Annotated in this window: 10 protein-coding genes; 1 reads left to right on the top strand and 9 read right to left on the bottom strand. The window is 36.8% G+C overall.

Annotation, left to right across the window (positions count from 1 at the left end):
* From DBX25_RS14385 to DBX25_RS14365, 5 genes are all read right to left on the bottom strand, one after another.
* Nucleotides 1-502: ABC transporter ATP-binding protein (locus tag DBX25_RS14385; RefSeq protein WP_240620328.1), on the bottom strand; the 502-nt coding region annotated here is incomplete at its 3' end.
* A 12-nt stretch (nucleotides 503-514) separates the two neighbouring features.
* Nucleotides 515-1,291, bottom strand: a complete 777-nt coding sequence (locus DBX25_RS14380; RefSeq protein WP_108671510.1) for an ABC transporter ATP-binding protein — start codon at nucleotides 1,289-1,291, stop codon at nucleotides 515-517.
* Between the two features lie 11 nt (nucleotides 1,292-1,302).
* Nucleotides 1,303-2,589, bottom strand: a complete 1,287-nt coding sequence (locus DBX25_RS14375) for a branched-chain amino acid ABC transporter permease (RefSeq protein WP_108671509.1) — start codon at nucleotides 2,587-2,589, stop codon at nucleotides 1,303-1,305.
* Nucleotides 2,590-2,597: 8 nt separating this feature from the next.
* The gene (locus DBX25_RS14370) at nucleotides 2,598-3,584 is read right to left on the bottom strand and encodes a branched-chain amino acid ABC transporter permease (RefSeq protein ID WP_108671508.1); all 987 of its coding nucleotides are present in this window, start codon (nucleotides 3,582-3,584) and stop codon (nucleotides 2,598-2,600) included.
* A gap of 85 nt (nucleotides 3,585-3,669) precedes the next feature.
* Complete coding sequence (locus DBX25_RS14365) at nucleotides 3,670-4,866, bottom strand: branched-chain amino acid ABC transporter substrate-binding protein (protein ID WP_108671507.1); 1,197 nt, start codon at nucleotides 4,864-4,866, stop codon at nucleotides 3,670-3,672.
* Nucleotides 4,867-5,159: 293 nt separating this feature from the next.
* On the opposite strand from DBX25_RS14365, the gene DBX25_RS14360 reads away from it, so the two are divergent.
* Nucleotides 5,160-5,477, top strand: a complete 318-nt coding sequence (locus DBX25_RS14360) for a MerR family transcriptional regulator (protein WP_108671506.1) — start codon at nucleotides 5,160-5,162, stop codon at nucleotides 5,475-5,477.
* A gap of 64 nt (nucleotides 5,478-5,541) precedes the next feature.
* Here the strand turns inward: DBX25_RS14360 and DBX25_RS14355 are convergent, their stop codons facing one another.
* The 4 genes from DBX25_RS14355 to DBX25_RS14340 form a co-directional block, all read right to left on the bottom strand.
* Nucleotides 5,542-6,696, bottom strand: a complete 1,155-nt coding sequence (locus DBX25_RS14355; RefSeq protein WP_276309621.1) for a branched-chain amino acid ABC transporter substrate-binding protein — start codon at nucleotides 6,694-6,696, stop codon at nucleotides 5,542-5,544.
* A gap of 460 nt (nucleotides 6,697-7,156) precedes the next feature.
* Nucleotides 7,157-8,449, bottom strand: coding sequence for a 2-oxoglutarate dehydrogenase complex dihydrolipoyllysine-residue succinyltransferase (gene odhB, locus DBX25_RS14350; protein ID WP_108671504.1), 1,293 nt, complete (start codon nucleotides 8,447-8,449; stop codon nucleotides 7,157-7,159).
* Between the two features lie 36 nt (nucleotides 8,450-8,485).
* Complete coding sequence (sucA, locus tag DBX25_RS14345) at nucleotides 8,486-11,326, bottom strand: 2-oxoglutarate dehydrogenase E1 component (protein WP_108671503.1); 2,841 nt, start codon at nucleotides 11,324-11,326, stop codon at nucleotides 8,486-8,488.
* A gap of 517 nt (nucleotides 11,327-11,843) precedes the next feature.
* On the bottom strand, nucleotides 11,844-12,581 hold the full coding sequence (locus DBX25_RS14340; RefSeq protein ID WP_108671502.1) for a polysaccharide deacetylase family protein: 738 nt from the start codon (nucleotides 12,579-12,581) through the stop codon (nucleotides 11,844-11,846).
* Between the last annotated feature and the right edge of the window lie 366 nt (nucleotides 12,582-12,947).

Below are 12,947 nucleotides of genomic sequence, written 5' to 3'. Positions count from 1 at the left end.
CCAGTCCCATAGATGGTTCATCAAGCATTAGTAATTCAGGCTTCATCATTAATGCTCTCCCAATGGCTAGCATTTGTTGCTCTCCACCACTCATAGTTCCACCTTTTTGCTCTAGGCGATCTTTCAATTTAGGAAAATATTGATAAACTCTTTCCAATCTTTCAGCAATCACATTCTTTTGTTTTACAGAAAAAGCGCCCATCAATAAATTTTCCCGAACTGTTAACCTCGGGAAAATTTTTCTCCCTTCAGGTACATGTGCAATTCCTTTTAATGTTGTTTCATGCGCAGGTTTATTCGTAATATCTGTTCCATTGAAAAGTATTGATCCCTTTTGCACCTTTGCTAGACCACTGATAGATTTTAAAGTTGTAGATTTCCCTGCACCGTTCGACCCTATTAGACTAACGATTTCACCTTTATTTACATTAAGGGTGACCCCTTTTAGTGCTTGGATTCCACCATAGTATGTCTCAATATTCTTTAATTCTAACATTTGCATATCGATGTCCTCCTAACCCGCATGAACAGCGCCAGATCCTAAGTAAGCTTCTATTACTTTAGGGTTATTTCTTATATCTTGTGGCTTTCCTTCTGCTATTTTTTCCCCATGATCTAGGACAACAATATGCTCGGAAATTTCCATGACTAATTTCATATCATGTTCTATTAAAACAATTGTTAAATCAAACTCCTCTTTCATTTTCTTTATTAATTCAGTAAGTTCTTTTGTTTCTTTTGGATTCATTCCCGCTGCCGGTTCATCTAGGAGAAGTACCTTTGGTTCAGCAGCTAGTGCCCTAGCAATCTCTAATCTTCTTTGAGCACCATAACTAAGATTACAAGCTTTTTCATTAAGAAATGATTCAAGACCAACGTATTTCAACAATTCATAGGCCTTTTTTTCAGCTAACCTTTCTTCCTTTCTCGTAAATGGAAGGTTAAGCAAGATTCCTAGAATTCCCGATTTCAGGTGTGTATGCATTCCAACAAGTACATTTTCGATTACCGACATTTCACTAAATAACCGGATGTTTTGAAATGTCCTTGCTATTCCTTTTCTTGAAACCTCGTGAGGCTTCAACCCATTAATTTTCTGCCCTTCTAATAAAATTGCTCCTGTGGTAGGCTCATATACACCAGTAATCATATTAAAAAATGTAGTTTTGCCAGCTCCATTCGGACCGATAACTGCTGTGATTGAACCTTTATTGACCTGCATGGATATATTCTGGTTTGCGGTCAGTCCACCGAATTTTTTTGTTAAATCTTTTACCTCTAAAATATGCATACCAATTCCCCCTATACTTGCGCCTTTTGATTTTGGGTATTTAAAGGTGGAACCTCGGCTATACTGTCATTTTGTTTTAAAGCCTTCTCGTCAAACACTTTGTTTTTTGCAGGTAAAAGTCCCTTTGGTCTGTAAAGTGCGAATATGATTAATAAAGCTCCAAATATGAATCTTTGCATTTTAGCTGGAGATAAGGCCTCAGGGATTTGAACAGCACCTGACATATTAAGCTCGTTTAACCAGTTGGTCAATTCAGTCAGGACCTGTAAGTTTAGAATCGTCATTACTGCTGCCCCTAAAATAACACCCGGTACACTTCCCATGCCTCCTAGAATTACCATGACAAGTATGGTAATAGATTCAAGTAAGGTAAAACTTGTAGGATCGACAAATGTTTGTTTTGCTGCAAATACTACACCCATCATCCCTGAAAAAGAAGCACCGATAGCAAAAGCAATTAACTTTGTTTTTACTAACGGAACGCCCATTGATTGTGCTGCAATTTCATTCTCACGAACAGCTTTCCATGAGCGACCGAGTTTTGAGTGCTCAAATCTTCTGACCGTAAAAATTGTAAAAATCATTATCACCAAAACGATGTAATAAAACTGGCTTGGATACAAGAATTCAATCCCAAACAAATTCGGAGGTGTTACAGATGGAATTCCCATTGCTCCATTTGTAATATTTACTGGGCGATCTAAGTTATTAAAGACAATTCTTATAATTTCACCAAAACCAAGTGTTACAATCGCTAAATAATCACCTTTAACCCTAAGTACAGGAATACCTAATAGCACTCCGAATAAGGCAGCAACAAGACAACCAATTATGATAAAATACCAGAAGCTTGTCCCCGACAACGGATACGTACCAAATGGCATGAAATTAGAAGCCTGTGCAGTCGCAAATATCCCATATGTGTAAGCTCCAACTGCAAAGAATGCAACAAATCCTAGATCAAGCAGCCCAGCCATACCTACCACAATATTTAAACCAAGTGCCATAGATATGTATATCCCAACGAGGGTTGCTACTTCCATATAGGATTGATATGCTTCGCCATTAGATGCTGTGAAGGGAAGCAAGAATACTAAAATGATTCCAGCAATGATCCATTTGGTTCCGTTTTTAAAGCTCGTAAAATGCAACATTAACAATGATGACAGTAACAATAAAAAAGCTGTCACGGATTTTTGTGCCAGAAAGAGACTAAGAGAAGTTACTCCAACAAATAGCAATAAGAAAATTCCTTGTACCTTTTGGTTATCTTTATAAGAAAGCCATAAATTCTTCATTGTCCCACCTACACTTTCTCTGCAACTGGCTTACCTAATAAGCCTTCAGGTTTAAAGATTAGAACAATGATTAAGATGGCAAATGCAAAAACATCTTTGTATTCAGAACCAAAAATACCTCCAGACATTAAAGTCAGGTTTGCAGAAGCAAATACTTCAAGTACACCTAATAACAGACCTCCTAGCATTGCTCCACGAATATTCCCAATCCCTCCAAGTACAGCAGCAGTGAAAGCTTTTAACCCTAAAATGAACCCTATATACGGATCGATTGTCCCATATTGTACAGCGAATAGGACACCGGTAGCACCACCAAGAGCTGACCCAATAAAAAACGTTAACGAAATAACTTTATTTACATTTACAGACATCAAGGAAGCAGTTTCCCTATCTTGAGCAACGGCTCTCATTGCCATGCCCCACTTTGTTCTGTTTACAAATATATCCAATAATACCATCATGATTACTGCTGTTATTAATACGATCAGAAAGGAGGTCTTGATCGAGGCATCGTTAAATAATTGTGTAATAGACGATGTCTTGATCAGGATCTGATCCGTAAACATGCTTGGACCGGTTACGATATAGTTACCCTTTTTTAATTCAGCGATAAATCTTACCAGGTCCTGAAGCAGAAAAGATATTCCAATAGCAGTAATCAATGGAATTAATTTCGGTGCATTACGTAAGGGGCGATAAGCAACCCTTTCGATTCCCATTCCGATCAATCCAGTCAAGATTGCGGTTAATAACAAAACGGTTATAAGCATTATAATCGCAGGAACTGCAGATACCCAGCCTATACTCGTTAAAACTAGTAAAATAGCTGTTCCTATAAAAGCTCCTGTCATAAAAATTTCACCATGTGCAAAATTGATTAATTCCAATATCCCATACACCATCGTGTAACCTAATGCAATAACTGCATAGACAGTACCTAGGGTAAGACCATCAATCAAGACTTGCGGGATTGTTTGTATAATTTCGTTCAGCATATGCTACCTCCTAGTCTTTCAATGATAGAGTGGAAAAGGGTATATTCCCCGTTGAGATATATACCCTTTTCCCCCATAAATTTGTTTATTCAGCCCCAACTTCGCCTTCAAACACAGCAGGGTACGAAGCTTCAGTGAATTTGAAAAGGAATATCTTCGCGAATTCGTTATCGCCTTTATCGTCAAAGCTTACTTTAGTTAGTGCACCTTCGAAATCCTTAATTGCACGAATAGCATCTCTCACTTGTTCACGAGATGGCTTTTTATCACCATTAGCTTTAATTGCATCCTCAATACCTTTTAAAACCACGCCCATTGAATCATATCCGTAGACAGAGTAGGATTCCGCTGTCTTATTGTATTTAGCTTTGTAATCTTCTAAGAATTTCTTACCTTTATCAGTCTTAGTAGAGTCACCAGCAACAGATGTAATGAATGTGTTTTTCACAGCATCTCCAGCAATCTCAACTAAAGTAGATGAATCTAGTCCATCGCCACCCATGAATGGAATATCAATGCCTTTTTCACGAGCCTGCTTGATAAGTAATCCACCTTCAGAATACAATCCCCCGAAATAAACTAAGTCTGGCTTCTTACTTAATACTTGGTTTAGTACTCCATTAAAGTCTTTTTCACCAACAGTAATCCCTTCAAATCCAAGAATCTCAGCACCTTTTTCTTCAGCAGCATTTTTGAATGCATCTGCCAAACCTGATCCATATGCAGTTTTGTCTTGGATTACAAAGATTTTCTTAGCGCCTAATGTATTCACAGCATATTCAGCACCAGCAGGTCCTTGAGAATCATCACGACCAACAATACGGTTGACTGTCTTTAAACCTCTTTCAGTTACATCTACAGCAGTATTAGCTGGAGATACCATTGCAATCTTGTACTTTTCATATACTTCAGATGATGGAATGGCAACACCTGAATTCAAGTGGCCAACTATAGCAATAATGTCTTTCTCAGAACCTATCAATTGGGCATTTGCTACCCCTTTTTTAGGATCGCCTTGGTCATCATAAGGAACAAGCTTCAAATCAAAACCAAGCTCTTTGAATTTGTCCTTCTGTTCTTCGAGCGCTAATTGAGCACCTAATTTAATTGCTTCACCTAGTGTTGCACTTCCACCTGATAGCGGAGTTTGAGTTGCAATTTCAATTACATTCTTTTTCCCTTCACTGCCTTCTCCTGTTGTTGTTTTTGATGAGCAGCCCGCTAGGAGCCCTACTGCCAAGCTTCCAGCTAACAATAGTGAAAATGGTTTTTTAAATCTCATCATGACCCTCCCCTATTTTCTGTAGAATAATAGCTAATAGTATCCTAACTATTGTAGGTATTCTCTCCTGCAATAGTTAAACTATTTTAATTAGTATAAATTTTCTGATTACTTAGGTCATCAACTATGTCAGATAGTCTTACACACTTTTTTTAATAGGTAACATTTGGAAAGCGATTTTGGGATGATGAATAATGGATTGTAAAAAAACCTTACATCAAAGGAGGATTAATATACTTTATGGAGGAATATAATGATATGAATATTATTAATTTCATTTATGGAGGAACCAAATGAATCATGATCGTACTTATAAAGACAAAAAAGTTATTTCTATTGGTACAGTCAGTGAACTAACTGGGTTATCTGAACGTCAAATTCGATATTATGAACATAGAAAATTAATTTACCCTGAGAGATCTGAAAAAGGTTTTCGAAAATATTCTTTTTCAGATGTGGAGCTATTAATAGAGATTGCCAATCAAATAGAAGATGGTGTGTTTACAAATGAGATTAGAAATAACATGAAAAAGAAGGATATTCCAATTGCTAGTGAAGAAATTCGTAATTCATTACTTAGAGGACAATTGAATGTTCAATTTAAGCTTTAATGTTTGTTGGTATATAAAAAAAATAACCGTTTCATAAAGTAGTAGAAACGATTTTAAAAAGTCATTATTGTTTATAGTTAACTTCTTCTATTAATTCAGGTGGATACTTCGCCTCTTTGAAATGATACATATAAAAGGAAGCATACTTATTATCACCTTTATGATCAAAACTCACTTTGGTTAATACCCCTTCAAAATCCTTTGTGTTTCTAATTGAATGCATAACCTGTTCTCTTGTTGGAAGCTTGTTTTCATTACTTTTAATAGCTTCTTCTATCCCATTTAGAATTACTCGCATTGCATCATAGCCATTCACAGATACCGAATCTGGGATGATTCCAAATGCATCATGATAATCTTTTTGAAATTTTTTCCCTAAATCGTTAATGGTAAGATCACCTGCAATAGAGGTCAAATAAGTATCTTTAACTGCCTCTTTAGTCATTTCCACCAAAGCTGATGAATCCAAACCATCACCTCCCATAAAAGGAGTCTTGATGCCCTTTTCTCGTGCTTGTTTAATTATAAGGCCACCTTGGGAGTAAAATCCCCCAAAATAAATAAGATCTGGATTTGAATCTATAATCAGTTGTAATTCTTCCTTAAAATCTTTTTTATTTTTTGGAATTTCTATGAAGTTTACAATTTTCGCACCTGCATGTTGGGTTATAGTTTGAAATGCCTTAGCAAGGCCTTCTCCATACAATGACTCTTCGTGAAGTATAAAGATTTTCTTGGCACTTAACCTTTCTACTGCGAATGCACCAGCTGCAAATCCTTGTAAATCATCTCGCCCAACAATTCTATTGACGGTTTGAAAGCCTCGCTCTGTTACTTCCACCACCGTATTTGCGGGAGATACCATTGCTACATGATATTTTTCATACACTTCAGAAGATGGAATAGCTACATCAGAATTTAAATGACCGACAACAGCATATATTTTGGAATCATTCCCAATGAGCTTGGCATTAGCTACACCTTTTTTAGGATTACTTTGATCGTCATAAACAACGAGTTCTATTTTATAACCTAATTTTTCAAACTTGCTTTTATTTTGGTCAAGCGCTAATTGTGCACCCATTCTAATCGCTTGGCCCATTTCAGCACTACCACCTGTTAATGGTGTTTGGGTAGCTATTTTAATAATTTTTTGTTTATCTTGATTTGTAATAATGGAACATCCATATAAGGTACTTGAAACTAAAGAAATGACCAACAATAGAATAACCGATTTAATATAAACCCCTTCCTCTCTTTATTCGAGATTTCGTATTCAAAAATAACACCTAGATAATTTTACCACATTTTTCATTACTGAACTCCACTTGAATGGTGCCCTCTCAAACATGTTCTAAATAAAAATTGTAGTTTTCATCATAGAAAAAGAAATAACGAAATTTGGTATTGAAATTCTAATTGTAACTTCCACCTGATTTAATTTCTTTTTTGCATTTTAAAAAAGTTCAATTGCCTTCGTCAATACTTACTAGGAAATAAAATGGAGTCATTGATTAAATTAGAACAAGAAATCCCCTCTAAAAATTCTATAATATATCAAAATAACATTTCAATAAAAGCTAAAAACCCTTGTGGAAAATTTACATCCACAAGGGTTTTTTATTGAATTAATAATCCGATCCCTATTTATAGAGCACTAAACACTTATTTTAAAGGTATTATCCTTCCAGTAAAAGTTGCTCAGGATCTTCAAGAAGTTCCTTCACTTTCACTAGGAAGCCAACTGCCTCTTTACCATCGACAATACGGTGGTCATAAGAAAGAGCAATGTACATCATTGGTCGGTTTTCCATTCTTTCTGCATCAATTGCAACCGGACGCAATTGAGTTTTGTGCATTCCTAGAATACCAACTTGAGGTGCATTCAAAATTGGAGTGGACATTAGAGAACCGAAAGTACCACCATTTGTAATTGTGAATGTTCCACCAGTTAAATCAGAAATAGCTAATTTATTGTTTCTAGCCTTTGAAGCTAAATCGCCTATTGCTTTTTCGATGCCTGCAAAACCAAGTTTGTCAGCATCTTTTACAACCGGTACAACTAAGCCTTCATCAGCTGAAACTGCAATACCGATGTCATAGAATTTCTTGATGATTAATTCATCACCTTGAATTTCTGCATTCAACAATGGGTATTTCTTTAATGCGCCAATAACAGCTTTCGTAAAGAATGACATGAAGCCAAGCTTGACATCATTGCTCTTAAGGAACGCATCTTTTCTACGATTACGAAGTTCCATGATTGCAGTCATGTCTACTTCATTGAAAGTAGTTAACATTGCAGCAGTGTGTTGAACGTCTACCAATCTTTTCGCGATTGTTTGACGACGACGTGACATTTTTACTACTTCAACTGGCTTAGTGAATTGCTCAGCAGCAGATTTTTTCTCTGCAGGCTTTTCTGCTTTTGGTGCAGCTGGAGCGGTTGCTGGTTTGCTAACTGGTGCTTGTCCAGCAGTTTCTACATCGTCTCTGCGAATGCGACCAAGAGGATCACGTGCAGCGACATCGTTAAGATCAATGCCTTTTTCTCTTGCAAGCTTTCTAGCAGCTGGAGATGCGATTGGTCTATTTATTCCTTTTGAATCCTCTTGAGGAGCTGCAGAAGCTGCTTGTTGAAGTGCTTCTTTTTCTCCTTGTTTAACCTGATCCGTTTCTGCAGAAGAAGCAACAGGTTCAGACGCGTTAGGTGTTGCTACTGGTGTAGGAGCTTCTCCACCTTCACTTACGATTGCGATTGCTTCGCCGACTGCTACAGTGTCGCCTTCTTCTTTTAATAATTCAGAAATAACACCGCTATGTTCAGAAATGATTTCAACATTTACTTTGTCAGTTTCTAGTTCAGCGATGTAATCGCCTTTTTCTACGAATTCACCTGGTTTTTTTAACCATTGAGCAATGGTTCCTTCGGAAATGGATTCTGCTAATTCAGGTACTAATATCTCGGCCATGATGGTCTCCCCTTTACATGTCTATAAGTGAGTCTATTAATTTGTAGTTCTTGTAAATGCTTCAGTCAAGATGCGAGCCTGTTCAATTTTATGAACCAATGGATCTCCCTCTGCTGGACTGGATCTTCTTTTTCTTCCGATGTAACTTACGTTAACACCTTTCGGCACAGCTGCAGAGAAACGAGGTTCAACAAAATTCCATGCTCCCATATTCTTAGGCTCCTCTTGTACCCATGCTACTTCCTTCAAGTTAGGGAAGGTATGAAGCAAGTCTTGAATTTCCTGGAATGGGAAAGGATAAATTTCTTCAAGACGTACAAGATGTACCCAGTCAGTTTCATTCTCTGATGTAGACTTTTCACTTAAGTCTATAGCCATTTTACCAGTACTAAATACTACACGCTCTACTGACTCTTTATTTTGGCCAAATCCTTTTTCTTCAATAAATGGCTTGAATTCACCTTCACTAAGTTCTTCTGGTAAAGATGCAGTCAGGTTGTTACGAAGCAAGCTCTTTGGTGTCATTAACACTAGTGGGCGAACTTCTTCCATTTTCAATACAGCAGCTTGTCTACGTAGAATATGGAAATATTGAGCCGCAGATGATAAATAAGCAACTGTCCAGTTATTCTCTGCCGCTAATTGCAAGTATCTTTCCAATCTTGCACTGGAATGTTCTGGGCCTTGTCCTTCGTAACCGTGAGGTAAAAGCATTACTAAGCCAGACTTTTGACCCCATTTCGCACGGCCTGCTGAAATGAATTGATCAAAGATAACTTGTGCAACGTTAGCAAAATCTCCGTACTGTGCTTCCCATAAAACCAATGTTTCTGGAGAAAACACATTATAACCGTATTCAAATGCCAATACAGCACTTTCAGTTAATGGACTGTTATGCACTGCAAAAGAAGCCTTTGAAGTTGGTAATGTGTGTAATGGAGAATGCTTCTTTCCTGTAACATGATCATTCAATACAATATGTCTATGAGCAAATGTACCGCGCTCTGAATCTTGTCCTGTTAAACGAATTGGAGTTCCATCCTTCAAAATGGAAGCAAAAGCCAACGTTTCTGCTTGAGCCCAATCAACTTTTCCATTTTCCTTAAATGCATCTAATCTGCGAGAAAGGATTTTTTCAAGTTTCTTAAATACGTTGAACCCTTCTGGCCATTTCAATAATCCGTCATTGATTTCTTTAAGCTCATCCAGGCTTACAGCCGTTTTAAGCTTTGGAATGCCATGTTCAACTGTTTCAGGCGGATCGATTAAAATAGAAATCTCTGCCTTTTTATCAGCTACCTTGCTATAGGCTTCTGCAAGCTTCGTTCCAACTTCAGTTTCAATAGTGTTGAATTGTTCTTTAGAAACAACACCATTATTCGCTAGAGATTCTGCATAAAGCTCTTTGACTGTAGGATGTTTATGAATTAATGAATACATCAATGGCTGTGTCACTAATGGCTCGTCCATTTCATTATGGCCAAATCGACGATAGCCTAGTAAATCAATTAAGAAATCTTTATTGAATTCCTTACGGTAAAGTACAGCCAAGTAAGCTGCAGCTAAGCATGCTTCTGGATCATCAGCATTAACGTGAACGATTGGAACTTCATATCCTTTTGCTAAGTCACTTGAATACTTAGTAGAACGTGAATCTTCACTTTCAGTAGTGAATCCAATCATATTATTTGCAATTATATGGACTGTACCACCTGTTTGATATCCACGTAATCTACTTAAGTTTAGTGTCTCAGCCACTATTCCTTCACCTGGGAACGCAGCATCACCATGAATGATGATAGCAAGGGATTTTGTGAAATCTTGAACAGGATAGCCCGTTTCACTGCGATCATCTTGTGCAGCACGAGTATATCCTTCAACTACAGCTCCAACATACTCCAAGTGACTTGGATTGTTCGCTAAAGTCAGTCTTGCTTTTACGGTATTTTCTTCTTTAATCTGACGGTCTCCACCTAAGTGGTACTTAACGTCACCGCTCCAACCATAGTTTATACCTGTTGAACCTTCTGAAGGAACTAAATCCTTGTTTGGGGCATGTTGGAATTCAGAGAATATCATTTCATATGGTTTACCTAATACATGGGCAAGAACGTTTAAACGCCCGCGGTGAGCCATTGCAATGTTTACTGTCTTCGTTCCATGCTGTACAGACTCCGAAATCAATTCGTCTAAAATAGGAATCAAAGTATCTAAACCTTCAACAGAGAATCGTTTCTGTCCTACGAAAGTTTTATGTAGGAATTTTTCAAACCCTTCAACTTCTGTCAATCTTTTTAACAAGTTCTTTTTATTTTCCTCGGTTAAATTCGGGAACATTTTCCCAGATTCAACCATGCTATTTAACCATTCTTTTTCTTTCAAATCATGAACATGATGGAATTCAAAAGCGATGGTTTTTGTATACATTTCCTTTAAATACTTGATTGCTTCAAATCCATCCTTCACATTAGAAGGTGCATCTTGGCAAATAAGTGATGCAGGAATAGTGCGTAAATCTTGTTCTGTTAATTCATATTTTTCTAATGTTAATAGTTCTGGCTCAGCAGCCTCTTTGTTTAACGGATAAATTTTAGCCGCCAAATGACCATAAGCCCTAATATGTTCAGCCAATTTCATGGCTGACATGATCTTTTTCATCACGGCAGGACTGTTTGGAGCACTTTGCATAGTTCCAGACGTATTGTTGCTTGCAAATTCTTCTTCGAATTCTGGGGCACCCCATTGTTCAAAGAATTTTCTCATTTCTTCATCGACTAATTCAGGTGAACTGACAAAAATGTCATATTGCTCTTGCGCATATGCCAAGTTTGGACCAGTAAAACTCTTCCATGGGTTGCTATTATGAAAGTTGGTCATGATTAAACCCCCAACAGAAATTGATATGTTGGATACGAATATCCTTTACTGTTTACGTACCCTAAACAGTAATTAATTAACAGATAATTTTAAATTATTTAACAATAGTAATTCAATTAAATAATTGTTCTAAAATTCAAAGGATAAACCGCTTCCAAAACTATATTACCATGATTTTAAGCTCTTGTTCAAAATATCGACAATTTTTTTCATTTTTTTTTCGAATTTTCTTACCTAATTCGACAATTCCACATTATCCAATTAATCCCCCAAGCAATTCAAGGATAATAAATGGTCAATTGTTGATTTCAAATTATACCCCCTTCTCAAATTAGATTAGGAAATAATCATATAGGTCGTTATACATTTAATCATTCCCAACAAAGTAAAAAACACCTACCATGTTAATGATAGATGTTTCACACTAATATCAAAATACGGTCATACATAATGTTTTTAGAATTTTCATGACCTCTAGTACTGCCAACTCGGAATTCCTAATAGAAATACTATCTGACTAAAACCTCATTTGATCCATTTCTTCTGTAATAACGTCAAACTCAAATCCCTGTTCCTTTAATGCTGCGATCATTTTTGGAAGAACTCTGACCGTGTTCTTCATGTCATTAATATCATGCAACAAAATCACTGCAGATTGCTTTCCTGCAGCACCTCTTAATACAGAGGAGAGAATAGTGTATTCAGAAATGGTTGGACTGATTCCATCCTTTGAGTCAACATTCCAGTCATAATATCGATAACCCTTCTTTTCTAACTCACTCGCTAACACACTCATAATATTCGAAGGACCATATTGACGGCTTGAAATATTTTTCGACCCGCCTGGAAACCTAACAATTTTGGATTGGACCTTAAAGTTTTCCCAAAGAAAATCTTCTAATCTACGTAGGTCTTCAAAATAGTGACTAGATGAACGATAAATCTTCGTAAAGTCATGTGAATAAGTGTGCAATGCAACAACATGACCTCTTTTAATTATTTCCTTATACCCATTGATTGCATAGTCAGATTCATGTCCCATAACAAAAAAGGTAGCCTTGATTCCTTCCTGATCCAAAATATCAAGTATAGGCACGGTATTTAAGGATGGCCCATCATCAAATGTCAGATATGCCACCTTTCTATCTGATTGACCTTTTAATAGTGTAGTTCCTTCGTATAAAGAAGAACTCTCCACGTTATGGGTGAAAAATAGAAAATATACTAGGATGAAGCTTACATATCTTTTAACCATAGCACCCTCCGATCTTAACACTCCTATTTTTTGTTCGGAGAAGTCTTTTTATCCATTCCCCCATGGGAAGTCAGTAAACGCCATGCATCAGCTATTTACGAATAACAACACTAACGATTTAATGGCCAACTTTTTTATTTTTACGGCCAACTTTAACGATGTTACGACCAACTTTTTCATTTTTACGGCCAACTTATCGTGTTTTATGACCATCTTGTCGAATTAGAACTGAGTATAAGCCTTACTATTCTTCATATAATCGCGAAAAAATTAAAATTCTTCTTTAACGAGGTTCATAAATAAAAAAGTCACCTCAAAATAGAAAATTGAGATGACTCAGATTGTCGACAAAAGACATCGAGAGGA

Source organism: Peribacillus acanthi (assembly GCF_003073175.1).
Lineage (GTDB): Bacteria > Bacillota > Bacilli > Bacillales > DSM-1321 > Bacillus_BN > Bacillus_BN acanthi.
This window is presented reverse-complemented; position numbering and strand designations above follow the sequence as displayed.

Coding starts and splice junctions, on each gene's coding strand:
- DBX25_RS14380 (WP_108671510.1), bottom strand. CDS start 1,291: ATGCATATTTTAGAGGTAAAAGATTTAACAAAAAAATTCGGTGGACTG.
- DBX25_RS14375 (WP_108671509.1), bottom strand. CDS start 2,589: ATGAAGAATTTATGGCTTTCTTATAAAGATAACCAAAAGGTACAAGGA.
- DBX25_RS14370 (WP_108671508.1), bottom strand. CDS start 3,584: ATGCTGAACGAAATTATACAAACAATCCCGCAAGTCTTGATTGATGGT.
- DBX25_RS14365 (WP_108671507.1), bottom strand. CDS start 4,866: ATGAGATTTAAAAAACCATTTTCACTATTGTTAGCTGGAAGCTTGGCA.
- DBX25_RS14360 (WP_108671506.1), top strand. CDS start 5,160: ATGAATCATGATCGTACTTATAAAGACAAAAAAGTTATTTCTATTGGT.
- odhB (WP_108671504.1), bottom strand. CDS start 8,449: ATGGCCGAGATATTAGTACCTGAATTAGCAGAATCCATTTCCGAAGGA.
- sucA (WP_108671503.1), bottom strand. CDS start 11,326: ATGACCAACTTTCATAATAGCAACCCATGGAAGAGTTTTACTGGTCCA.
- DBX25_RS14340 (WP_108671502.1), bottom strand. CDS start 12,581: ATGGTTAAAAGATATGTAAGCTTCATCCTAGTATATTTTCTATTTTTC.